This window comes from Streptomyces nigra (assembly GCF_003074055.1).
Taxonomy (GTDB): Bacteria; Actinomycetota; Actinomycetes; order Streptomycetales; family Streptomycetaceae; genus Streptomyces; species Streptomyces nigra.
This window is the reverse complement of record NZ_CP029043.1, coordinates 4716837-4739848: the sequence shown is the minus strand read 5'-3', so window position 1 is coordinate 4739848 and position 23012 is coordinate 4716837. Positions and strand designations below refer to the sequence as shown.

Annotated in this window: 22 protein-coding genes; 9 read left to right on the top strand and 13 right to left on the bottom strand. The window is 71.9% G+C overall.

Annotated elements, in window-relative coordinates:
- Nucleotides 1-63: 63 nt before the first annotated feature.
- The gene (locus DC008_RS22105; protein WP_208645946.1) at nt 64-576 is read left to right on the top strand and encodes a sigma factor-like helix-turn-helix DNA-binding protein; all 513 of its coding nucleotides are present in this window, start codon (nt 64-66) and stop codon (nt 574-576) included.
- Nucleotides 573-824 carry a hypothetical protein gene (locus tag DC008_RS22100; RefSeq protein WP_108708437.1) on the top strand — a complete coding sequence of 84 codons (252 nt, stop codon included), beginning with the start codon at nt 573-575 and terminating at the stop codon, nt 822-824. The genes DC008_RS22105 and DC008_RS22100 overlap by 4 nt, the downstream gene beginning before the upstream one ends.
- Nucleotides 825-901: 77 nt before the next feature.
- Here DC008_RS22100 and DC008_RS22095 read toward each other — a convergent pair whose 3' ends face one another.
- Nucleotides 902-2059 (bottom strand): cystathionine gamma-synthase, encoded by a 1158-nt coding sequence (locus tag DC008_RS22095; RefSeq protein ID WP_108708436.1) that lies wholly within the window; start codon nt 2057-2059, stop codon nt 902-904.
- 176 nt (nt 2060-2235) lie between these two features.
- Between DC008_RS22095 and DC008_RS22090 the strand changes: the two genes are divergently transcribed.
- Entirely contained in the window at nt 2236-3354 is a 1119-nt protein-coding gene (locus tag DC008_RS22090; protein WP_108708435.1) for a hypothetical protein, read from the top strand.
- Nucleotides 3355-3409: 55 nt separating this feature from the next.
- Here DC008_RS22090 and msrA read toward each other — a convergent pair whose 3' ends face one another.
- On the bottom strand, nt 3410-3922 hold the full coding sequence (msrA, locus tag DC008_RS22085; RefSeq protein ID WP_108708434.1) for a peptide-methionine (S)-S-oxide reductase MsrA: 513 nt from the start codon (nt 3920-3922) through the stop codon (nt 3410-3412).
- A 207-nt stretch (nt 3923-4129) separates the two neighbouring features.
- Between msrA and DC008_RS22080 the strand changes: the two genes are divergently transcribed.
- A complete protein-coding gene (locus DC008_RS22080; RefSeq protein ID WP_123954022.1) occupies nt 4130-4360 on the top strand; it encodes a hypothetical protein in 231 nt (76 codons plus the stop codon).
- A gap of 54 nt (nt 4361-4414) precedes the next feature.
- Here DC008_RS22080 and DC008_RS22075 read toward each other — a convergent pair whose 3' ends face one another.
- Nucleotides 4415-5560: an RNA polymerase sigma factor gene (locus DC008_RS22075; RefSeq protein ID WP_108710814.1), complete on the bottom strand. Its 1146-nt coding sequence runs from the start codon at nt 5558-5560 to the stop codon at nt 4415-4417.
- Between the two features lie 20 nt (nt 5561-5580).
- Nucleotides 5581-5988 (bottom strand): YciI family protein, encoded by a 408-nt coding sequence (locus DC008_RS22070; protein ID WP_108708432.1) that lies wholly within the window; start codon nt 5986-5988, stop codon nt 5581-5583.
- A gap of 214 nt (nt 5989-6202) precedes the next feature.
- On the opposite strand from DC008_RS22070, the gene DC008_RS22065 reads away from it, so the two are divergent.
- Nucleotides 6203-7108, top strand: a complete 906-nt coding sequence (locus DC008_RS22065; RefSeq protein WP_108708431.1) for a DUF5829 family protein — start codon at nt 6203-6205, stop codon at nt 7106-7108.
- Nucleotides 7109-7177: 69 nt separating this feature from the next.
- On the opposite strand, the gene DC008_RS22060 is transcribed toward DC008_RS22065, so the two are convergent.
- Entirely contained in the window at nt 7178-8086 is a 909-nt protein-coding gene (locus DC008_RS22060) for a helix-turn-helix domain-containing protein (RefSeq protein ID WP_108708430.1), read from the bottom strand.
- Nucleotides 8087-8269: 183 nt separating this feature from the next.
- On the opposite strand from DC008_RS22060, the gene DC008_RS22055 reads away from it, so the two are divergent.
- The gene (locus DC008_RS22055) at nt 8270-9310 is read left to right on the top strand and encodes an NAD(P)-dependent alcohol dehydrogenase (RefSeq protein ID WP_055621727.1); all 1041 of its coding nucleotides are present in this window, start codon (nt 8270-8272) and stop codon (nt 9308-9310) included.
- A 180-nt stretch (nt 9311-9490) separates the two neighbouring features.
- Nucleotides 9491-9871 (top strand): VOC family protein, encoded by a 381-nt coding sequence (locus DC008_RS22050; RefSeq protein WP_108708429.1) that lies wholly within the window; start codon nt 9491-9493, stop codon nt 9869-9871.
- A 3-nt stretch (nt 9872-9874) separates the two neighbouring features.
- Here DC008_RS22050 and DC008_RS22045 read toward each other — a convergent pair whose 3' ends face one another.
- The 5 genes from DC008_RS22045 to DC008_RS22025 form a co-directional block, all read right to left on the bottom strand.
- On the bottom strand, nt 9875-13195 hold the full coding sequence (locus tag DC008_RS22045; RefSeq protein WP_108708428.1) for a S8 family peptidase: 3321 nt from the start codon (nt 13193-13195) through the stop codon (nt 9875-9877).
- 196 nt (nt 13196-13391) lie between these two features.
- The gene (locus tag DC008_RS22040) at nt 13392-14075 is read right to left on the bottom strand and encodes an ABC transporter ATP-binding protein (RefSeq protein WP_108708427.1); all 684 of its coding nucleotides are present in this window, start codon (nt 14073-14075) and stop codon (nt 13392-13394) included.
- 46 nt (nt 14076-14121) lie between these two features.
- Entirely contained in the window at nt 14122-15594 is a 1473-nt protein-coding gene (locus DC008_RS22035; protein ID WP_108708426.1) for an ABC transporter permease, read from the bottom strand.
- A gap of 155 nt (nt 15595-15749) precedes the next feature.
- Nucleotides 15750-16994: a L,D-transpeptidase gene (locus tag DC008_RS22030; protein ID WP_108710813.1), complete on the bottom strand. Its 1245-nt coding sequence runs from the start codon at nt 16992-16994 to the stop codon at nt 15750-15752.
- 218 nt (nt 16995-17212) lie between these two features.
- Nucleotides 17213-17578 carry a hypothetical protein gene (locus DC008_RS22025; protein ID WP_108708425.1) on the bottom strand — a complete coding sequence of 122 codons (366 nt, stop codon included), beginning with the start codon at nt 17576-17578 and terminating at the stop codon, nt 17213-17215.
- A gap of 109 nt (nt 17579-17687) precedes the next feature.
- On the opposite strand from DC008_RS22025, the gene DC008_RS22020 reads away from it, so the two are divergent.
- Together DC008_RS22020 and DC008_RS22015 are read left to right on the top strand one after the other, a co-directional pair.
- The gene (locus DC008_RS22020) at nt 17688-18032 is read left to right on the top strand and encodes a hypothetical protein (RefSeq protein ID WP_108708424.1); all 345 of its coding nucleotides are present in this window, start codon (nt 17688-17690) and stop codon (nt 18030-18032) included.
- Nucleotides 18033-18074: 42 nt separating this feature from the next.
- A complete protein-coding gene (locus DC008_RS22015) occupies nt 18075-18878 on the top strand; it encodes a hypothetical protein (RefSeq protein ID WP_208645944.1) in 804 nt (267 codons plus the stop codon).
- Nucleotides 18879-18952: 74 nt separating this feature from the next.
- Here the strand turns inward: DC008_RS22015 and hutH are convergent, their stop codons facing one another.
- The 3 genes from hutH to DC008_RS22000 all read right to left on the bottom strand — a co-directional run bounded on the left by hutH (nt 18953) and on the right by DC008_RS22000 (nt 22604).
- Complete coding sequence (gene hutH, locus DC008_RS22010) at nt 18953-20491, bottom strand: histidine ammonia-lyase (protein WP_108708422.1); 1539 nt, start codon at nt 20489-20491, stop codon at nt 18953-18955.
- Between the two features lie 82 nt (nt 20492-20573).
- Nucleotides 20574-21722, bottom strand: a complete 1149-nt coding sequence (locus DC008_RS22005; protein WP_108708421.1) for a GGDEF domain-containing protein — start codon at nt 21720-21722, stop codon at nt 20574-20576.
- 81 nt (nt 21723-21803) lie between these two features.
- Complete coding sequence (locus tag DC008_RS22000) at nt 21804-22604, bottom strand: enoyl-CoA hydratase/isomerase family protein (protein WP_108708420.1); 801 nt, start codon at nt 22602-22604, stop codon at nt 21804-21806.
- Nucleotides 22605-23012: the final 408 nt, after the last annotated feature.

Below are 23012 nucleotides of genomic sequence, written 5' to 3'. Positions count from 1 at the left end.
ACGGCCGACGTCCCGTGCGGCCCGCGGGGCCGGTCCTCGGCACGCGGTCAGGCGGGAGGGGCGGTGGGACGACGACACACGGTCCGCGACACCCGCCGCGGCCAGGAGTTCGAGGCGTTCGTCGCGGGCGCGGCCGGACGGCTGCTGCACACCGCGACCCTGCTCACCGGCGAGTCCCGGGACGACAATCCACGCGCGCGTCGCCTGCTGACGCTTTCGCTCGCGCACACGTACGCGTGCTGGGACCGGCTGCGCGGCGAGGATCCGTACGGCGTCGCCCGCCAGGAGCTGGCCACCCGGTTCGCGCGCTCGGTCTGGCACCGCTACGGCGGTCCCGGCGCGCTGGGCCGCAGCCGCCCCCATCCGGACAGCCCGCTCGCCCGGCTCACCGCGAGGGAACGCCTGGTCTTGGTGCTGCGGCTGTACGAGGGGGTCGCCGAGGAGCAGACGGCGGCGCTGCTCGGACTGCCCAGGGAGCGGATCGAGGCGATCTGCTCGCGCGCGACGGAGACGCTGCTGCAGCGGCCGCGCGAGACCGCGCCCCGGGTGCTGGGGGCCAAGGCGGTGGCGCGGTGAACCGCGTCCGGCGGGAGGCGGCCGCGCGCCGGCTCATGGAGGCCGCGCCGCCCCCGCCGGTACCGCCCGAGCTGTACCCGGAGATCGTCCGGCGCGGCGAGCGGCTGCTGCGGCTGCACCGGGCGGCCGTCCTGCTGATGTGGGTGCTGCTGGGCGCGGCGGCGGTGGCGTTCACGGTGTGGGCGATCACCGCCCAGCCCTGGGTGGAGCCGCCGTCGGAGACGACTCCACCGCTCACGGGCTGGTGACGTACGGCCTTATTACGGCCTTACGTGACCGTACGGCCTTACGTGACCGTACGGCCTCAGTCGATGGCGTACGGCCCTCAGCGGTCGAGCGCCTGCTTGAGGTCCTCGACCAGGTCCTCGGCGTTCTCGATGCCCACCGAGAGACGGACCAGGTCGGCCGGGACCTCCAGGGCCGAACCGGCGACGGAGGCGTGGGTCATCCGGCCGGGGTGCTCGATCAGGGACTCGACGCCGCCGAGGGACTCGCCCAGCGTGAGCACCTGCGCGCGGTTGCAGACCTCGACGGCCGCCTCCTCGCCGCCCTCGACACGGAAGGAGATCATGCCGCCGAAGGCGCGCATCTGCTTGGCGGCGACCTCGTGACCGGGGTGCTCGGGCAGCCCCGGGTACAGCACGCTCGTCACGCGCGGGTGCCGGGTGAGCATGTCGGCGATCTTCGTGGCGTTCTCGCTGTGCCGGTCCATGCGCACCGACAGCGTCTTGGTGCCGCGCAGCACCAGCCACGAGTCGAAGGGGCCGGCGACCGCGCCCATCGCGTTCTGGTGGAACGCCAGCTCCTCGCCCAGGTCGGCGTCGGCCGCGATCAGCGCGCCGCCGACCACGTCGGAGTGGCCGCCCATGTACTTGGTCAGGGAGTGCACGACGACGTCCGCGCCGAGGGACAGCGGCTGCTGGAGGTACGGCGTGGCGAAGGTGTTGTCGACGACGAGCCGGGCGCCCGCGTCCCGCGCCACCTGGGCGACGGCGGCGATGTCGGTGATGCCGAGCAGCGGGTTGGAGGGGGTCTCCACCCAGATCACCTTGGTCTTCGGGGTGATCGCGGCCCGTACGGCGGCCGGGTCGGAGGTGTCGGCCACCGACCACTCCACGCCCCAGCGGGCGACGACCTTCGCGAACAGCCGGAACGTGCCGCCGTAGGCGTCGTTGGGGATCACCACGTGGTCGCCGGGCGCGAGCAGCGTGCGCAACAGGCAGTCCTCGGCCGCCAGTCCGGACGCGAACGCGAGGCCGCGGCGGCCGCCCTCCAGGGCGGCGAGGTTCTCCTCGAGGGCGGTGCGGGTCGGGTTGGCGCTGCGGCTGTACTCGTAGCCGCCGCGCAGGCCGCCCACGCCGTCCTGCTTGTAGGTCGAGACCTGGTAGATCGGCGGGACGACCGCGCCGGTGAGGGGATCGGCGGTGTTGCCCGCGTGGATCGCGAGGGTCTCGAAGTGCTGACTGATGTGCCTGTCGCTCATGGGGACCGAGGGTAGTGCGCCCGCGCCCGGTATGCCGTACGGGCCGACAGCGGCGGGCCGGCGGCCGCCCGTCCGCAGCTCTTCCGCCGCCCGTCCGCCGTGCTCCGACGGACCGTTTCTCCACAGGTCCCCGACCTCGTTGGCCAAGTGTCGGCGGCGTCTGGAACGCTGGAGGCATGGAGATTCTCTGGGTCCTGATCGCCGCCGCCATGATCGGCTTCGTGCTGGTGCCGTTCATGCGGCGCAGGAGGGGCATGATCGAGCAGGTCTCGCCGGGCCACCCGGACGCCGCGGACCCGGCGAACTACGGCTTCGTCCGCCAGGAGGAGCTGGACATCCGGATGCCCGGTCCCGACCAGGATCTGCTGGACGTCCTCGACCTGGTGCAGCGCACCCAGGACTACCGGGCGGCCGCGCAGCTGCTGGCCGGCACGGAGGCCGAGGGCGAGCGCCGCTGGCAGCGGGTGCAGGCGTTCGCGGGCGCGGCGGCGCTGGAGCTGCAGCAGCGGCCGGGCGGGGTGAGCGAGTCGCCGGGCGGGCAGTGGCTGCGGGTGTGGCGCAGCGAGCAGCCCAAGGACGCGGGCGGCGCGGCCGTGCACGCGGAGTTCCTGGTGCAGCAGGCGTGGCGTACGGCGACGCCGGGCACGGACGAGTTCCGGATCATCATGGAGGAGGCGAAGGCGGCGTGCGGTGAGGCGGCGCTGCTCGCCCCCGGTGACCCGGTCCCCTACATCGTGGAGCTGTCCGTCGCGCGCGGGCTGGCCTACTCCCGGCCCGAGTTCGAGCAGCTCTGGCTGAAGATCCTGGACCGCGCGCCGTCTCACATGGGCGCGCATCTGGGGGCTCTGCACTACTGGTGCGAGAAGTGGCACGGCTCGCGGCAGCTCGCGTACGAGTTCGCGGAGTCGGCGGCCGCCCGGGCGCCCCGGGGCTCGCTGCTGGCGGCGATGCCGCTCTTCGCCGTGTTCGAGCATCTGCCCGAGGTGACGCTGGTCGCCGGGTTCTGGCAGAGCGAGGTCGTCACCAAGGCGGTCCACGGCGCGCTGTTCGCGGTGGGCGCGGCCCGGCCCGACGACCCGATGCTGGCGCATGTGCGCCATCTGCTGGTGTTCTTCCTGGTCCGCGGGGAGCGCTGGGCGGAGGCCATGGACCAGCTGGTGCATGTCGACGGGCATGTCGGCGCCCTGCCGTGGACGCTGTCGACCGACCCGGCGGCGGAGTTCGCGGTGTTCCGCGCGCTGGCCGTGGCGGGCTACGAGGCGAACGGCGGCAGCCCGGCGACGCTGCCCCACTGACACACGGCGGCCCCGCCGCGTACGGGACGCGGCGGGGCCGACAGCGCGTGGCGGGTCAGCTCTCCGTGCGGGCCGGCAGGCGCCAGCCCGGGCGCGGGAAGTGGCAGGTGTAGCCGTCGGGGTAGCGCTCCAGGTAGTCCTGGTGCTCCGGCTCGGCCTCCCAGAAGGGGCCGACCGGCTCGACCTCGGTGACGACCTTGCCCGGCCACAGGCCCGAGGCGTCCACGTCCGCGATCGTGTCCTCGGCGATCCGCTTCTGCTCGTCGTCCACGTAGTAGATCGCCGAGCGGTAGCTCACGCCGATGTCGTTGCCCTGGCGGTTCTTCGTGCTCGGGTCATGGATCTGGAAGAAGAACTCCAGGATCGCCCGGTAGTCGGTCTGCTCGGGGTCGTAGAGGATCTCGATGGCCTCCGCGTGGGTGCCGTGGTTGCGGTAGGTCGCGTTCGGCACGTCACCCCCGGTGTATCCGACCCGGGTCGCCGTCACGCCGGGGAGCCGGCGGATCAGGTCCTGCATCCCCCAGAAACATCCGCCAGCCAGCACGGCCCTCTGCGTCTGCGCAGCCATTGCGGCCCTCCATCCTTGTCGCTTCACACACTCGGGCTTCTCGACTGGCATGTCCACCGGCATCGATGCCCACCAGCGACAACACACGCGGGGCCGCCCGGATTCCGCGCCGCACAGGGGCTGTGCCGGTGATCACCCCGGCGCTGGAGTGCACGCTCCACACAGCTGTACGTCAAGGACAAGGCGCCCGACGGTCACGGTGTGGCCGTGCGCCCGGTGACCGACGGCGACGCCGGCACGGCCCGCTTCCGGCTGCGCCGGGTCGCCACCGGCTCCGGCACCGCCGGCCAGTGGTACACGTACGCCGTCCAGGGCGGCTGGATCGGCCGGGCCTGCATCGAGCTCTGCCAGATGGAGGGCACCACGGTGCTCCGGTGCGTCCGCTCCTCGATGGTGTACCCGGCCTACGCCGACAGCGGCAACGCCGACCCGTTCTGAAGAACGTCCCGACGAACCGGCCGGGCCGTGTGGCGGTCCGGCCGGTTCGTCGTGTCAGCCGTGTCCCGCGGTGTGGAGCCGGGCCGCCTGACGGGTCAGATGGTCGCGTTCCGCCAGCTTGGGCGCCCGGAAGGCGGCCTCCGCGTAGAGGCGTGCCGCCTCCGCGAGGTCTCCGGCGCGTTCGTGCAGGTGGGCGGCGACGGCGGTGTACCGGGGCAGTGCGGGGTCGAGGTCGGCGAGGGCGGCCAGTCCGGCGCGCGGTCCGTCGGCCTCGCCGACCGCGACGGCCCGGTTGAGGCGGGCGACGGGGCTGTTGGTCAGGCCGACCAGCTCGTCGTACCACTCGACGATCTGCACCCAGTCGGTCTCCGCGGCGGTGAGCGCGTCGGCGTGCAGCGCGGCGATGGCCGCCTGGGCCTGGAACTCGCCGAGCCGGTCGCGGGCGAGGGCGGCCTGCAGGACGCCGATGCCCTCGGCGATCGACCGGGTGTCCCAGCGGGAGCGGTCCTGCTCGGCGAGCGGCACCAGGCTGCCGTCGGGCGCGGTCCGGGCGTCGCGCCGGGCGTGGTGCAGCAGCATCAGCGCGAGCAGCCCGGCGACCTCGGGGTGGTCGACGGCCGCCGCGAGCTGCCGGGTGAGCCGGATCGCCTCGGCGGCGAGGTCGACGTCGCCGGAGTAGCCCTCGTTGAAGACGAGGTAGAGGACGCGCAGCACGGTGGCGACATCACCGGGCCGGTCGAACCGGACGCCGGACACCGTGCGCTTGGCCCGGCTGATGCGCTGCGCCATGGTCGCCTCGGGGACCAGATAGGCCTGGGCGATCTGGCGGGTGGTGAGCCCTCCGACGGCACGCAGGGTGAGCGCGACCGCGGAGGACGGGGTCAGCGACGGGTGCGCGCACAGGAAGTACAGCCACAGGGTGTCGTCGGCGGACGGCACGGGCCCGGGCGCCGGTTCGTCGTCGGCGCGGTCCTCGCGGCGGCGGCGCGCGGTGTCGGCGCGGGCCGCGTCGAGGAACCGGCGCCAGGCCACGGTGACCAGCCAGCCCTTGGGGTCCTTCGGCGGGTCGGCGGACCAGACCCGGACCGCCTCGACCAGCGCGTCCTGCACGGCGTCCTCGGCCGCCGCGAAGTCGGCTCCGCGGCGGACGAGGACGGCGAGGACGCGCGGGGTGAGGCTCCTGAGCAGGGCCTCGTCCAGCGACGGGGGCATCGGCGCGGTCACTCCGTGATGGTGGGCGCCGCGTGCAGGAACGGGCGCAGCTCCAGCCACTCGTGAATCGGCTTCCCGCCCGCGCCGGGGGCCGCGGACAGCTCACCGGCGAGCTCGACGGCACGGTCGTAGCTGTCGACGTCGATGATCATCCAGCCGGCGATGAGGTCCTTGGTCTCCGCGAACGGCCCGTCGGTGACCGGCGGGCGCCCCTCACCGTCGTAGCGGACCCAGGTGCCCTCGGGGGCCAGCGCCTGCCCGTCGACGAACTCGCCGGTCTTCTCCAGCCGGGCGGCGAAGTCCGCCATGTACTGGATGTGCTCGGAGACCTGCTCGGGGGTCCACCGGTCCATCGGCACGTTGTTCACCGCGTCGGGGGCGCCGCGGTAGTGCTTGAGAAGCAGGTACTTCGCCATGACGGTCTCCTCGGTACGACACGAACCATTGTGGTCGCGTTCATACCGGGGACGGAGCCGGCCGGGCGATCTCGACATCCCGCGCGGAATTTCCCGGAAGATTTTTCCCGGGGTTCGTCAGGTCGGTCTCGGGGCGCTCTTTGTTCGAAAATGTCTGCGATTCCCACCGTGTCATGCCTACGCTCACCCCATGTCTCTTCACCGAGCGTTACGCATGTTCCTGGTCCTCGTCGTCACCCTGACCGGCGCACTGGCGGCCGGCACAGGCACCGCTGTGGCCGACGACGACTCCCGGCACGACGGACAGCTGCTCTTCTTCAACCACGCCTACGGTGTGCTCGACCGCGAGACCGCCGACGCCATCGAACACTCCGCCTATCTCCGCGAGTTCGCCGACTTCCAGGTCCGTACGACGACCGGGGCGGGCGGTCAGGTCTGGACGGGCCGGTATCTGATGGGCCGCGAGACCTATCTCGAACTGTTCGGCGTGGGCGACCTGCCCGGCCCGGACGGCGTCCTGGGCGCGGGCGGCCTCGGCCTCTCCGCCGAGCGCACCGGCGACCTGGCCCGCGCGGCCGGACGGCTGCCAGGCCTGGGCGTCCCGGACCCGATCGAGTTCCAGCAGACCCGGGACTTCGGCGACGGCGTGCCGGTGCCGTGGTTCGACGCGGTCCTCACCACCGCCGCGTACGACGGCTTCGGCGCCTGGGGGATGGAGTACCGCCCGGAGTACTTCGCCGACCCGCGCGGCAACACCGAGCCGGCCGCGCACCCCGCCGACGTGGGCCGGGAACGCTATCTGCCCGACACCTACCGCGACCGCCTGATGCGGGACGTCACCTCGATCCGGCTGGCGGTCACCCGGCGGGACCTCGACAGCACGGTGCCGCTGCTGCGGGCCGGTGGCTTCTCGGTCCGCTCCACGCCGGACGGCGGGGTCGTCGCGCGGGGCGGCGGCACGACGATCCGGTTCGACGCGGTGCCGCGGGAGGAGGCGGGGCTGCGCCAGGTGACGTTCGCGCTGAACGACGCCGTGGCGTCGAAGCACGTGGAGCGCATCGGCCGCTCGGTCCTCACCGTGGGCCCGGGCCCACGCGCCGTGTGGACGTTCGGCCACTGAGCGGGACGGTCCGGCGGGCGGTGATCACCGGCCCGCCGCGCCGCACACGGAAGCGGGTCCCTCGCAAGCTCACAGAGCCGTGCCCCGGCCCGCCCTCGTCGCGTCCGCGCCCCAGCTGGCCAGCAGCCGCAGCCCCTCCGCGGACGGGGAGCCGGGCTCCGCGTAGTACGTGGTCAGATGCTGGCCCGTGCCGTCGGTCAGCCCGAACGACTCGAAGTTCAGGGTCAGTTCGCCGACGAGCGGATGCCGCAGGCGCTTGACGCCGTATGTCTTCTCCTTGACGTCGTGGACGGCCCACAGGCGCCGGAACTCCGCGCTCTTCACGGAGAGTTCGCCGACCAGGGCGGACAGCCTCGGGTCGTCGGGGTGGCAGCCGGCGTCCATGCGCAGATAGCCGACCATGTCGGACGCCTTCTGGTCCCACTCCACGAACAGCTCGCGGTAGTCGGGCCGCAGGAACACCATCCGGGCCCAGTTGCGCTCCTGCGCCGGCAGCTCGCCCCAGTCACCGAAGACGGCAGCGGACATGCTGTTCCAGGCGAGGATGTCCGAGCGGCGGCCGGTGATGTACGCGGGGACGCCGTCGATCGAGTCCAGCAGATGCCGCAGCGCCGGCCGCACCTGCTCGGTCCGGGTGGACGGCCTCCGCTTGTGCTGCTTCGGCTTGGTCAGATGCGTGAGGTGCGCGTGCTCGGCGTCGCTGAGCCGCAGCGCCCGGGCGATCGCGTCGAGGACCTCGGCGGAGACATTGCGTCCGTTGCCCTGTTCCAGGCGGGTGTAGTACGCCACGGACACCCCGGCCAGCTGCGCCAGCTCCTCACGCCGCAGCCCCGGCACCCGCCGGTGCCGCCCGAAGTCCGGCAGCCCCACGTCCTGCGGTTTCAGCCGGGCCCGCCGGGTGCGCAGGAACTCGCTCAGCTCGGCGCGCGGGTCCAGCCCCGCCCCGGCGCCGGCCCCTGACTCGGAGTGCTCGTCCATGCCTCGAGTATTCCTGGTCGTACGCACGGGAGCCTGACCCCACCGGTGGTAGGACCAGCGGACGTACGTACACCCGGGGGCTGGGTGATCGCGGCCGGTCCGGGCACGCTGAAAGCCGTGCCCGGACACAGCACCACCATGTAGGCACCGGGCGCTCCGACCACTCGCTAGGAGATCCCCGGCATGACCACCGTCGCCGCGTACGCCGCACCCGCCGCCAAGGCTCCCCTGGAGCGCACCACCATCGAGCGCCGCGAGGTCGGCGCGCACGACGTCCTCATCGACATCAAGTTCGCCGGTATCTGCCACTCCGACATCCACCAGGCCCGCGAGGGCTGGGGCGAGGCGATCTTCCCCATGGTGCCCGGCCACGAGATCGCTGGCGTCGTCTCCGAGGTCGGCTCGGACGTGACGAAGTACCGGGTCGGCGACCGGGTCGGCGTCGGCTGCATGGTCGACTCCTGCCGTGAGTGCGAGAACTGCGTGGCGGGCCTGGAGCAGTACTGCCTCGAGGGCAACACCGGCACCTACAACGCGATCGGCCGGGACGGCGAGCCCACCTACGGCGGCTACTCGGAGAAGGTCGTCGTCGACGAGAACTTCGTCGTCCGCATCCCCGACGGCCTCTCCCTCGACGTCGCCGCGCCCCTGCTGTGCGCCGGCATCACCACGTACTCCCCGCTGCGGCACTGGAACGCCGGCCCCGGCAAGAAGGTCGCGATCCTCGGCATGGGCGGCCTCGGCCACATGGGCGTGAAGATCGCGCACGCGCTCGGCGCCGAGGTGACGGTCCTGTCGCAGTCCCTGCGCAAGAAGGACGACGGTCTGCGGCTGGGCGCCGACCACTACTACGCCACCAGCGACGACGCCACCTTCAAGGAGCTGCGCGGCACCTTCGACCTCATCCTGTCCACGGTGTCGGCGCCGCTGGACCTGGACCGGTTCCTGTCCCTGCTGCGCACGGACGGCGCCTTCGTGAACGTCGGCGCCCCCGAGGAGCCCGTCTCCCTGAACCTGTTCTCGGTGATAGGCGGCCGCAAGACGCTCGCCGGCTCCGGCATCGGCGGCATCCGCGAGACCCAGGAGATGCTGGACTTCTGCGCGGGGCACGGCATCGGCGCCGAGATCGAGCTGATCGGCGCCGCCGAGATCAACGAGGCCTACGAGCGCGTCCTGAACAGCGACGTCCGCTACCGCTTCGTGATCGACACGGCGACGATCTGACCCGCCCCGGACCGAGGGCCCCGCGGCACGACCACCGCGGGGCCCTCGCCGTACCGGCCCTCGGACGGAGGACCCTGGGAGGAGGGCGGCCCCCGTCCGGCGACCGATGTGCCCGGGCGGTGACGGCCCCTAACGTGGCTCACGGAGCCCGACCCACCGTGCCCACGAGGAGGCAGCCCGATGACCGTCCGGCTCGACCACACCATCGTCGCCGCGCACGACAAGCAGGCGTCGGCCCGGTTCCTCGCCGACGTCCTCGGCCTGGAGGTGGGCCCGCGCTACGGACCCTTCGTCCCGGTCCGGATCCCGAACGGGGTGACCCTCGACTTCCTGGACTCCCCCGGAGCCGTCACCCCGCAGCACTACGCGTTCCTGGTGTCGGAGGACGAGTTCGACGCCATCTTCGCCCGGATACGGCAGGCGGGACTGACCTACTGGGCGGACCCGCACCACCGCCGTCCCGGGGAGATCAACCGGAACGACGGCGGGCGGGGTGTCTACTTCGAGGATCCCGTCGGCCACAGCCTGGCGATCCTGACGGTCCCCTACGGCGGCGCGTGAGGCCTACGTGCCGTAATAGGCGTTGTAGAGCGAGATCGTCGCCTTGTTGCCCTTCTTGTCGGTGACCTTGCCGTGGAAGGAGATCCCCTTGCCCTTGGCGGGGTTCTTCACGGTGACCTTGCCGTCGCGCACGTCGAGCTTCGTCCAGGTCTGGCCGTAGTCGTACGACGCGTACACGTGCAGGGACTTGAGGTCGCGGCCCGACGCGGCGCCGACGACGGTGACCGGGAAGGTGACCTTCTTGCCGGCCTCGGCGCGGCTGTCCAGCCCGGTCTTCGCGCCGAAGCGGACGGTGGAGGCGGGGAGGGTGACGATGTCACCGGACGCCTTCTTGGACCGGAAGGTCCAGCTCGCGTCGATCCGGGTGGAGGCGGCTGCGACCTTCACGCTCCGCTTCACCGACGTCGTCAGCCGGTACTCGGCCTCCCCCGCGGGCACCTTGAACGCCTCCCCGAGCAGCGGGTCGGCGTTGGTGCCGATCTTGCGGCCGTTGCGGTAGAGGTTCGTGGTGACCGAGGTGACGTCGGACGAGCCGGCGTGCTTGTGGGCGTCGGCGAACAGCGGCAGGAAGCCGTAGATCTCGTCGCCGTCGCGGAACAGGCCGTAGTCCTTGTTGATGTGCGGGCCGAAGACGGCGGTGTTGAACGTCTTCGTGTAGCTCTTGCCCGCCTTGAAGGTCTGCGGGGCGCCCAGTGTGTAGAAGGCGTCGACGATCCCGAGGCCGTCGGCGTCCCGGCTTGCGTACTGCTCCAGGTCGAACGTCCACTGGATGTCGTCGGACGTGGACACGTACAGCGTCCGGGCGCCGGGCAGCTTCTGCTCCACCGGCGTGGCGAACACGACGTCGTCGGGGAGGAACCCGACGGGCAGCAGGGCGCCGGTCTTGCCGGGTGCGGCGGCGCCGAGCCCGTTGGACACCTTGGCCAGCTCGCCCGCCGTGAAGTGGCGGACCTTGTGCCCCTGGATCTTCTTGACCCTCGCCGAGGTGGCGACGTCGTACTCGGTGGCCGCGCCCTTGGTGTACTGGGCGTTCCAGGTCTGCGTCAGACCGCTCGCGATCTCCGGGCCCAGGTGGGCCATGCGCAGGTCGGCGAAGGATCCGAGACCGGCACCGATGCCGATGCCCGCCGTGTCGTAGAAGTAGCCGGAGGCGGCGAACACCGGCTTGGCCCCCGGGTCCGGCACGGTGATGTCGGCCGACTTCGTGGTGCGCGCGTCGATGGTCAGGGTGGTGTTGCGGGTGACGTTCAGCTTGGGCTGGACCACCCAGTCGAGGCCGCCCTCCATGGTGACCAGGTCCTTGGCGATCCAGGCGTCCATCAGATACGTGCCCTTGGGCACGCGCAGCTTGACCGTGCCGGAGGCGGCCGTGGGCACCTGGTAGTAGCGCTCGTTCGCCAGTCCGGAGAAGCCGATCAGGGCCGTGTTGTACTCGGGCGCGGGCTTGCCGTCACGGTCGATGTGCTTGACCGTGACGTCGTACGACTCCACCTCGCGCTGCACCGCGGCGGCCGTACGGACGCTCTGCCCGCCGCCCGTCGCCGTGACGTACGCGGAGTAGGCGCCGTCGGCGGTGCCGCCCAGCCGGGTGTCGACGGTGAGGTCCACCGTGGCCCTGCCGCCCGCCGGGACCGTCACCTTGGTCGCGCCCAGCGTGAAGAAGCCCGCCGGGGCCGCGTGGCCCTTGGGGTCGGTGGCCTTCACGGTGAGGTCGAGCGTGACGTCCTTCGTGCCGAGGTTGCGGTACGTCAGCTCGCGGGCCTCCGGCTTGTCGTCGGCGTGCGGCCACTGCTGGACGCCGAAGCTCAGCGACACCGGTTCGGCGACCACGGTCTGCTGCAGGGCCTTGTCGGCCTGGACACGGCCCGCACCCTGCTCGAACGGCGTGTACGGGCCGCCCTTGGCCGAGCCGGTGAGCGCGCCCTTCAGCTCGGCGGACGTCCAGTCCGGGTGCCGCTGCTTGAGGATCGCGGCCGCGCCCGCCACATGCGGGGTCGCCATCGAGGTGCCCTCGATGGTCACATAGCCGGGCGGGTTCTCCCCGACCTCTTGCGCGATGACGCTGCCCTTGGCGGAGGCGGCCGTGATGTCCACGCCCGGCGCGGTCACATCCGGCTTGACCGCCCCGTCGCCCACCCGGGGACCGGTGCTGGACCAGGGGGCGAGGACATCCTTGCCGTCGACGGCGCCGACGGTGAGCGCGGCGTCCGCGCTGCCGGGCGAACCGACGGACTCCGGGCCCGCGTTGCCCGCGGCGATGGTGAACAGGACGCCCTTCTCGGCGGACAGCTTGTCGACCGCCGCCTCCAGCGGGTCGACCTCCGGGGTGTCGGTGCCGCCCAGGCTCATGTTGACGATCTGCGCGCCCTGTTCGGCGGCCCACTCCATGCCGGCGAGGATCGCAGAGTCGTCGCCGTAGCCCTCGTCGTCCAGGACCTTGCCGTTGAGGATGCCGGCGCCGGGCGCGACACCCTTGTACTTCCCGCCGGACGTGGCTCCGGTGCCCGCCGCGATGGACGCGACATGGGTGCCGTGCCCGACCTTGTCGGTGGCGTCGGGGGCCGGGCTGAAGTTCTTCGCGGCGACCACCTGCCCCTTGAGGTCCGGGTGGGTGGCGTCGACACCGGTGTCCAGGACGGCGATCTTCACGCCCTCGCCGTCGTAGCCGGCCGCCCATGCCTCGGGGGCGCCGATCTGCGCGACGGACTTGTCGAGGCTGGCCCTGCGGACGCCGTCGAGCCAGACGCTCGCGATGCCGGACGCGGTACGGCCGCCGTCGGTGAGCGCGTCCCACAGGCCGGGCGCGCCCCGGTCCGTGGTCTGCACGGCGTCCGCGTTCAGGGACTTCAGGGTGCGGCGCAGGGTGCCCGCGTCCCGGACGTCCGCCTTGGCTCCGGCGGCGGCGCCCCGGTAGCCGACGATGACCTTGGGGCCCTGTCTGCCGGAGGCGTGGGTCCGTGACCTGGTCAGTTCGGTGACGTCGAACAGGCGCCGGTCGAGGGTGCCGTCGGCGACGAGCCGGATCGCGTCGGCGGGTATCACCAGGGTGTGCCCGTCCGTCTTGCGTATCTGGACGGGTATGTGGGTGCGGCCCTTCGCCCGCTCCAGTCCTACGACCCGGCCCTCGGCGTCCACGGAGACCCGGTCGCCCGTGATCAGGGTGACCCGCTGCGGGAGCGGCGAGGCGGCGGACGGACCGGTGGCGGCGCCCGGCGGGCCCTCGTCGGGCTGGGCGGACGCCGGGGCGATCGTGCCCCCGGCGAGGGCGGGGGCGGCCGCCGAGGCGACGGCGGCCGCGCATGCTCGTCTGACGTGTCTGCGCACGTTTCCCCCTTGCAGAGGATCCGGGTGGGGTCCCGGATCACGCGTCCGGAGGTGGTCCCGGACGCCTGTGCGCCGCCCCCCGGATCACGCAGTATGCCGAGGGGTTGTCTCACGCCTCAAGGGAACGTGCGGAGTTGGCCCGCGCGCCGGGGCGACTGTTACGCGACGGGCCGAACTCCGTTACCCAGTCGCCGGGTTAGGCCTTGGCGTTCTCCTTGACGGTGATGCGTCCCTTGCGGATGGTCGCCAGCCGCGGGGCCTTCCGGGCGATCGCGGAGTCATGGGTGACCATGATGAACGTCAGCCCCAGCTCCTGCCACATGCGTTCGAGCACCTCCATGATCTCGTCGCGCATCGACTCGTCGAGGTTTCCGGTGGGTTCGTCGGCGAGCAGCACCTTGGGCCGCTTGACGAGGGCGCGGGCGACGGCCACCCGCTGCTGCTGGCCGCCGGACATCTCGGACGGCAGATGCCCGAGCCGCTCGCCGAGACCCACGGAGTTGAGCGCCTCGGCGGCCCGCTCACGTCGCTCACGGGCCTTGAGGCCGAGCGGGACGAGCGCGGTCTCGACGTTCTCCTGGGCGGTGAGGGTGGGGATCAGGTTGAAGGACTGGAAGACGAAACCGATGTTCTCGCTGCGCACCCGGGTGAGGCGGGCCTCGGGGAGCGCGGCCAGGTCGGTGCCGTCGAGGACGACCTCGCCGGAGGTGGGCCGGTCCAGGCCGCCGAGCATCTGCAGCAGGGTGGACTTGCCGCCGCCGGTGGGGCCCTGGATGACGAGGCGGTCGCCGTCGGGGATGGTGAGGTCGACGCCGTCGAGGGCGAGGACGGTGTCCTTGCCGCGGGTGTAGCGCTTGGTGACGTTCCTGAGTTCGTACATGGTGGCTCCTCGGTCGGTACGGGGGTGGTGCGCGTCGGTCCGGCCGCTACTCGACGCGGCGCAGGGCGTCCGCGGGGCGCAGCCGCGACGCCCGCCAGCCGCCGAACGCGCCCGCGATCAGACCGCCCGCCACCGCCAGACCGACCGCCAGGGCCACCGTCGTCAGGCTGACCGGCGCGGTCAGGGCGACGTCCAGAGTCCGGGACGCGCTCTCCCGACCGGGTCCGCCCGCGAAGCCGCCCCCGCCGGCGGGACCGGCCATGCCACCGCCCCCGCCGGCACCGCCGCCCAGCTCCGCCTGGAGTGTCGGACTGATCGCGGTGACCGCGTAGGCGCCGGCCAGGCCGACCGCGATACCGAGGACGCCGCCGAGCAGCCCGTTGACGACGGCCTCGCCGACCACCTGCCGGGTCACCCGGCCCGACTTCCAGCCGAGCGCCTTGAGCGTGCCGAACTCCCGCACCCGGCGCGACACCGCCGAGGAGGTCAGCAGCCCGGCCACCAGGAACGCCGCGACGAGCACCGCGACGGACAGCCAGGTGCCGACGCGGGTGGCGAGCGAGGACGCCGTGGACAGGGAGCCGGACACGGTGTCCGCGAGGTCGGCGGAGGTCGTCACCGTCGTACCGGAGACGTTCTTCTGAATGGCCGACTTGACGGACTCGATGCGCTGCGAGTCGCTCGCCCGCACATAGATGGTGGTGACCTTGTCCTTGGCGTCGGCGAGGGTCTGCGCCCGCTTCAGCGGCATGTACAGGTTCGCGGCCGCGTCCCCGCTGTCGGGCGTCGCGATGCCGATCACCTTGAACTTGGTGCCCTTGACGGTGACCGTCGAGCCGGTCTTGAGCTTCTTCTCCTTGGCGTAGGAGGTGTCGGCGACCACGACCTTCGCGTCGGTCTCGGCCGCCTTGAAGGTACGGCCGCTGGTGATCTTCGAGGAGGTCAGCGGTCCGATGCCGGTCCGGGTGACGTCGGCGCCGTAGACGGTGTAGCTGTTGACGTCGAAGTCGGCGCCGCCGCCGCGCACTTCGCCCTGCGGCTGTCCGTCGCCGCCCTGCCCGGGCGGCCCGCCCCGCTCCCCGCCGCCCCCGTCCTGCTGGAACCGACCGCGGGTGAACTCGCCGCTCACCTTGAGGACCTGGAGGCTGAGACCGCCGACCGCGTCGGCGACGCCGTCCTGCTCGCCGACCTTGGTCACGGTGGCGGCGGACAGGGTCTGGAAGCCCTGGACCATGACACGGTCACTGGACTGCTCCTCGCCGGAGCCGTCGTCCCGCGCGTCGAACCGGAAGCGCGGACGTTCGGAGTCGCTCGCCGCGGGCTCGGCGGCCTTGGTGACGGTCATGTCCGTGCCCAGGCCGTACAGGGACTGAAGGACCTTGTCCTGGGCCTTGCTCATGCCGGACGACACGGAGGAGACCACGATGACCAGCGCGATGCCGAGCGCGAGCCCGGAGGCGACGACGAGCGCCGCCTTTCTGCGGCGGCGCAGCTCGCGCCTCAGATAGGTGAAGAACATGCGCCGCAAGCTAGGTGCCGCGCCTGATGAAGCGATAAGCCCGCGATAAGAGACGGATGAGAAGCGCCCGCGCGGGGCGGTGGGCCCGGAAACGCCGATGCCGCCCCTGGAAAGCCAGAGGCGGCATCGGATGGTGCGAGGGGGACGGGGGCGGATCAGACGGCGGAGCCGGCCTTCCACTGCTCCCAGCCGAGGTTCCAGCCGTTGAGGCCGTTGTCCGGGGCGATGGTCTTGTCGCCGGTGTTCTGGACGACGACGACGTCACCGACGATGGAGTTGTTGAAGAACCAGTAGCCGGCGGTGCCCTTGTCGTTGGCGCCCTTGGTGTCGGAGAGGCCCACGCAGCCGTGGCTGGTGTTCACGCTGCCGAAGATGGACTTGGCGCCCCAGTAGTTGCCGTGGATGAAGGTGCCGGAGGTCGACAGGCGGATGGCGTGCGGCACGTCCTTGATGTCGTACTCGCCCTTGCCGTCGTCGTCGGTGAAGCCCACGGTCGCGCCGTTCATGCGCGTCTCCTTGAACATCTCCGACATCACCATGACGCCTTCGTACGTCTTGTTCTCCGGGGAGCCGGCCGAGATCGGGATGGTCTTGACGACCTTGCCGTCCTGCGTGACCCGCATCTGCTTGGTCTTCGCGTCGACGTACGAGACCTGGTTGCGGCCGATCTTGAAGGTGACGGTCTTCTGCTGGACGCCGTAGACGCCCTCGGAGCCCTCGACGCCGTCCAGGGCCATCTTCAGGGTGACCGTGGAGCCTTCCTTCCAGTAGTCCTGGGGGCGGCAGTCCATGCGCTTGTCGTTGAACCAGTGGCAGACGACTTCCTGACCGCTGGTGGAGTTCACGGTGACGGCCTTCTGCACGTCGGCCTTGTTGGTGATCGCCTTGTCGAAGTTGATCGACACGGGCATCCCGACGCCGACGGTGGAGCCGTCCTCCGGCGTGAAGTAGCCGAGGAAGCTGTTGTCCGGGGAGACGGTGGTGAAGGAGCCGTTCTCGTGGGCCTCCAGGCCCTTGGCGTCCTTCGCGGTCACCGTGATCTTGTAGGTGGTCGAGCGCTTCAGCGGGCCGCTGGGCTTCCAGCTGGTCTTGTCCGCCGATATCTGGCCCTCGACGGCGGCACCGTCGGCGGTCTTCATCGTCACCTCGGTGAGCGAGCCCTTGCTCACGGTGACGGCGGCGGAGTTGTTGATGGAGGCGTTGTCGGTGCCGTCCTTGGGCGTGATCTTGATCTGCGCCTCGGAGGTCTTCTTGGCGGCCGCCTCGTCGACCTTGGCCTGCGAGGTGTCGCCACCGCCGGAGGCGTCGTCGCCGCCGCCCGAGCAGGCCGAGAGCACCAGGACACCGCCGAGCAGAGCGGACGCGGCCGCCAGGCCCTTGCGCCGCTTGCTGTTCGTCATCACATGCTTCTCCATCGTTCCCGAATCCCCAAACGCCCGAGAGTCCCCGTCAAGGATCTTCAACGCTACGACCGGTTCGTCCCGTTCCACATCCCTGCCATGTGTGGGGCACACCACCTCGGCCGAGGCCGGTGGTGCTGATCGCGTTACGCGCCCCATGAGACGACGGAACCCCGGGCGGCGGTTGCCGTCCGGGGTCACGATTTCCCCAAGACGTCTCAGCCGGCCCGCGTGGGCTCTTCGTCGTCGAAGTCTTCCTCCTCGCCATCATCCTCGCCCAGGTCCCACTCGGGCGAATCCGGGTCGTAGTCGATGCTCTCGCTCGACCAGGAGGCCTGGGTGAGCTCGATCCCCGGCACCTCACTGACCAGGTCGAACGGATCCACGAGATAGGCCAGCGCCTCCGCAGTGTCTTCCGTCACAGCGATCTCGGCGTGCGCCCGCTCCTCGTCGGGCAGACCGCCCTCGGCCGCCTCGCCCTCGATGCGCCGCACCGCGGCGTCCCGGACGGCCCCCTCGTCGTCCACTTCCAGGACAAGCTCCAGACGAAGCCGTACAAAACGCGTGTTTTCCGGTGTACTCATACCCGGAGCGTACGGCTCATTTCTCCCGTGACTTTCCCGTGACCCGCGACTTTCACTACCATCGGCCCACACGGCCAATTCGCCAGTAGCACAAGGGGATCGATATTCCGTGTCCGCCGCTCACCGATCGTCGTCCACCGCACGCCGATCGCTGCTGACCGCCACCGCCGCGGGAGCCCTGCTGGGCGCCCTGTGGTTCGTGCCCTCCGCCAACGCCACGGGCGAGGAACCGGCGAGAACGGAACCCACCGCGAGCCCCTCCGTCCAGGTCACCCAGCAGGCCCGCGCCGCCTCCACCAGCACGGACGGCACCGCCGAGGACACGCAGGACACCCGGCTCGCCGATACCGGAAGCTTCGACACCACGCCGTACATCGTGGGCGGGACCGCCTTCCTCGCGCTCGGCGCGGGATTCGTCGCCTACTCGGTGCGCCGCGAACACCTCGGCTTCTGAAAGATCTTGACGACCCTTTGACCGGACCTTCATAGTCCGATCATGAAGAGATCATCGGGCGTGCGCGCAGCCGCCACGGTTGCCGTGAGCGCGCTGTCGCTCGCCCTTGTCACGGGTTGCGGTGGGGGGTCTGACGACTCGTCGAACGGGTCGGACGGGCAGTCCTCGAAGCAGACGAAGGCCGCGAAGGCGCTCAGCGCCGCGGAATTGAAGAAGGCGATCATCGCCGACGGCGATGTCGAGGGCTACGAGGTGGACGCCTCCGGCAAGCAACTGCCGAAGTCCAAGGACCAGGTCAAGAGCGCCGACGAGAAATGCGCGCCGATCGCGTACGCCATGGCGGGCATGGCGCCGGGAGACTCGGCCTCGAACGCGGCCGTCATGGTCCAGCAGGAGAAGCAGAAGCCCACCGACAACGCCTCCAAGTCCCTGGAGGACTTGACGGAGAGTGAGATCGAGGACTCGCTCACCGACGCGATGAGCCTGGACATGACCCTCGTCGGTCTGTCCTCGTACGACGGTGACGGTGCCGAGCAGACCTTCAAGTCCGTGTCGGACGCCGTGGACGGCTGCGCGGGCGGCTTCACTGTGACCATGCAGGGCACGGACCAGAAGCTCACCAAGCTCACCTCGGAGAAGGCGTCCGGCGCGGGCGACGAGTCGGTCGCGTTCACGGTGTCGAGCGACACCGAGGACGGTGACGTCGCCACGACCCATGTCGAGGTGGTGCGGCACGGCGCGACGATCGCGACGTACTACACGATCAACCTCGGCCTGATGATTACGGACAAGACGTACAGCGTCCCCGCCGCCGTCATCGAGGCGCAGGCGGCCAAGCTGAAGTAAGGTCCCGCACGCCACAGAAGGGGCCCCGTCGTGCGACGGGGCCCCTTTTCGCCGTCACGGGGACGGCCGGTGTCTCACTGGAGCGGGCCGGTCACCTTCTCCACGGCCGCGACCAGCTGCCCGGTGCGCACGAACGCGTCCGCCGCGGCGAGGTCCGGGGCCAGGAACCGGTCGGGCCCGGCGCCCTGGACGCCCGCCGCCCGGACGGCGTCGATGACCTGGCGGGAGGCCGGCGCCGGGGTGAGCCCGTCGCGCAGCTCTATCGCGCGCGTGGCCGCGTACAGCTCGACGGCGAGGACGCGCGCGAGGTTGTCGACGGCGGTGCGCAGCTTGCGGGCCGCCGACCAGCCCATCGAGACGTGGTCCTCCTGCATCGCGGACGACGGGATGGAGTCCGCCGAGGCGGGCACGGCCAGCCGCTTCATCTCACCGACCAGGGCGGCCTGCGTGTACTGGGCGATCATCAGGCCCGAGTCGACGCCCGCGTCGTCCGCGAGGAACGGCGGCAGCCCGTGGCTGCGGTTCTTGTCCAGCAGCCGGTCGGTGCGGCGCTCGGCGATGGAGGCCAGGTCGGCGGCGGCGATGGCGAGGAAGTCCAGGACGTACGCGACGGGCGCGCCATGGAAGTTGCCGTTGGACTCCACGCGCCCGTCGGGGAGTACGACCGGGTTGTCGACGGCCGAGGCGAGTTCACGCTCGGCGACCAGCCGCGCGTGCGCCATGGTGTCCCGCCCGGCCCCGGCCACCTGGGGGGCGCAGCGCACGGAGTAGGCGTCCTGGACGCGGGGCGCGTCGTCCTGGTGGTGCCCGGTGAGCTCCGAACCCTTCAGTACGGCGGCCATGTTGGCGGCGGAGGCGCCCTGCCCGGGGTGCGGGCGGATGGCGTGCAGCTCGGGGGCGAGCACCCGGTCGGTGCCGAGGAGCGCCTCCAGCGACAGGGAGGCGGTGACGTCGGCGGACTTGTAGAGCGTGTCGAGGTCGGCGAGGGCCATGATCAGCATGCCGAGCATGCCGTCGGTGCCGTTGAGGAGGGCGAGGCCCTCCTTCTCGCGCAGTTCGACGGGCTCGATGCCGTGCGCGGCGAGCAGGTCGCGGGCGGGCCGTACGACGCCGTCGGGGCCCTCGGCGTCGCCCTCGCCCATCAGCGTGAGGGCGCAGTGCGACAGGGGGGCGAGGTCGCCGGAGCAGCCGAGGGAGCCGTACTCGTGGACGACGGGCGTGATCCCGGCGTTGAGGACGTCGGCCATCGTCCGCGCGACCTCGGGCCGTACGCCCGTGTGGCCCGAGCAGACGGTCTTCAGGCGCAGGAACATCAGCGCACGGACGACCTCGCGCTCCACCCGGGGGCCCATGCCCGCGGCGTGCGAGCGGACGATGTTGCGCTGCAACTGGGCCCGCAGCTCGGGGCTGATGTGCCGGGTCGCGAGGGCGCCGAAACCGGTGGAGACGCCGTAGACGGGCTCGGGCTTGGCCGCCAGCGCGTCCACGATCTCCCGCGCCGCGGCGAGGGCCGCGAGCGCCTGCGACGACAGCTCGACGCGGGCTCCGCCGCGTGCCACGGCGAGGACGTCGGACGCGGTGACCCCGGACGTCCCCACCACCACAGTGTGCATATCCATATTCAGGAGCGTACGCAGTGAAGACGAGGATGTCACTAGTGGATGCCCCTTCCACCCCTTACCGTCACGCCACCGGTCACGGCACCCGCCCGCGGAACCGCCGCCGCTCCACGGCACCCTCCCCCGACGGCTCGGCGTCCGCGAGCCGCACCACGGGATCGTCCGGCCCCTCCCGCCCCGCGACCACGGGCCGCTCCGCCCGCTCCGCCTTCGCCCGGTACTGCGCGGCGTCCGCGAGCCGGAACAGCCGCCGCGCGCTGCGCACCGTCCCGATCGGGTCCTCGGTGGACGCGACCCCGCACGCCACGCCCTCCCCCAGCTCCAACTCGGCCGCCCGGCGGCACAGTTGGTCGGCCGCCTTCACGACGTCGTCCGCCGGGGAGCCGACCGCCAGCAGACAGAACTCGTCGCCCCCGAGGCGCGCGGCGAGCGCCCCCGGCAGCATGGCCCCGCACAGCGACAGCACCGACCCGAACCGCTCCAGCAGCCGGTCGCCGACGGCGTGCCCCTGGGTGTCGTTGACCCGCTTGAGCCCGTTCAGGTCGCAGACGACGAGCGAGACGACGACCCCGTCGACCCGGTGCCGCTCGACGGCCTCCTCCAGCCGGACGTCCACGGCCCGCCGGTTGGCCAGCCCGGTCAGGGCGTCCGTGAACGCCAGCCGCCGCGCCTCCTCCAGGCGCTCGGTCTGCGCGAGCCCGGCGGCCACCACCGAGGCCAGTACGGTCGCGAAGTCGGCGTCGCCGCGGTCGAACACGGGGACCCCCGCGGGCCGGGCCACGTACAGCTCGCCCCAGGCCCGCCCGTGCAGCACGATCGGCGCGACCACACAGCAGCCCCGGCCGCGCCGCCGCAGCGCGGCGACCCGCTGATGGCAGTACCCGGGGTGACCGGCCGCCGGCCCCTCGGCCGTCTCCACCCAGGCGTCCGGCTCACCACCGGCGGCCCACCGCTCGTGCAGGAACTCGGTGATCTCCGGGAACTGATGGACGGGATACGTCTCCTCGGCGGGAAACTCCTCCTCGCCCTGGGTGCGGTCCCCCACGTTCACGAGGACCCGCAGCCGTCCGAGCTCCCGCTCCCACACCGACAGCGCGGCGAAACTCCCCGACAGCGCCCGGCACGCCCCGAGTGCGGCCGCCCGCCAGGACTCGCGCGGGGTGTGCGCCGCCGCCATCCCCTGGGCCAACGCGACCACGGCCGCGAGCCGTCTGTCCTCACCCATCTCCCCAGGCTAGGGAGCTTTGCCAGGGTTTGGGACATTGGTGTGGCGAACGGGCGCCCACCCTGGCGGACGCTCTCCCGCTCACTCCCCCGGCCACTGGGGCTTGCGCTTCTCGTTGAAGGCGGCCACGCCCTCCGCACGGTCCCCGGAGAACGCCACCGACCGCCAGGCCGCGTCCTCCACCTCCAGCCCGGCCCGCAGATCCATCCCGAAGCCCAGGCGCAGCGCCTTCTTCGCGGCCCGCAGGCCCACCGGCGAGTTCGCGGCCATCCGGGCGCCCAGCGCCAGCGCCTCCTCGCGGTCGTGCCCCTCCTCGACCAGGACGTCGACCAGGCCCAGCTCACGGGCCTCCAGGGCCTCGACACGGCGCGCGGTGAAGATCAGCTCGGCCGCCCGGGCCGCCCCGACCCGGCGCGGCAGCAACTGCGTACCACCGCCCCCGGGGATCACGCCGACCGACACCTCGGGCAGGCCCACCACGGCCGTCGGGTCCGCCACGATCACGTCGCAGGACAGCGCCAGCTCGAAGCCGCCGCCCAGCGCGAAGCCGTGCACGGCGGCGACCGTCGGCACGGGCAGCTCCAGCACGCCCGTGTACGCACCGCGCGCGACCGGGCGCTGGCGCACCAGGTCGGCGTCGCTGAAGGAGTTGCGCTCCTTCAGGTCCGCCCCGACACAGAACGCCCGCTCGTGCGTGGAGGTGACCACCACGACCCGTACGTCACGGTCGGCGCCCAGCGCCGCGCAGGCACCCGCGATCGACCGCGCCATCTCCGTCGAGACGGCGTTCATGGCCTTGGGCCGGTCGAGGGCCAGCTCCGCGACATGCCCGTCCCCATGCCGCCGCACCAGGACGAACTCCCCGAACCGCTCCTCACTCATGACACCCTCCGGTTAACGCGGGTTAACAACACTCGCCCCGATCATCGCAGCCCGGCCCCGCCGGCGAAAGGCCCGCCGCGCCCGGGTCCGGGGCCAGGCCCCGACACCCGTTCGAGTGACATCCCACCCAAGTCCCGCCCCACCCCCCACAGCACCGCATAACGTGCCCGAAACCACGGCGCCTCGGGGGTACGGGCGCGTTGGGAGGGGTCGCGATGGGCAACACGACGAACAGCCCGAGAACAGGGGAACCGGGCCGGATACGGCCCACGTCCGAGGGGGCCACGGAACCGTCCGGTCCGCCCCCGGACACGGCCGGGCCCGGCCCACGGGAGCAGACCCCCGCCGCGAGCGACGCACCGCCGCCGAAGCCGGCCGAGGAGACGACGTACGGCACAGGGACACCAG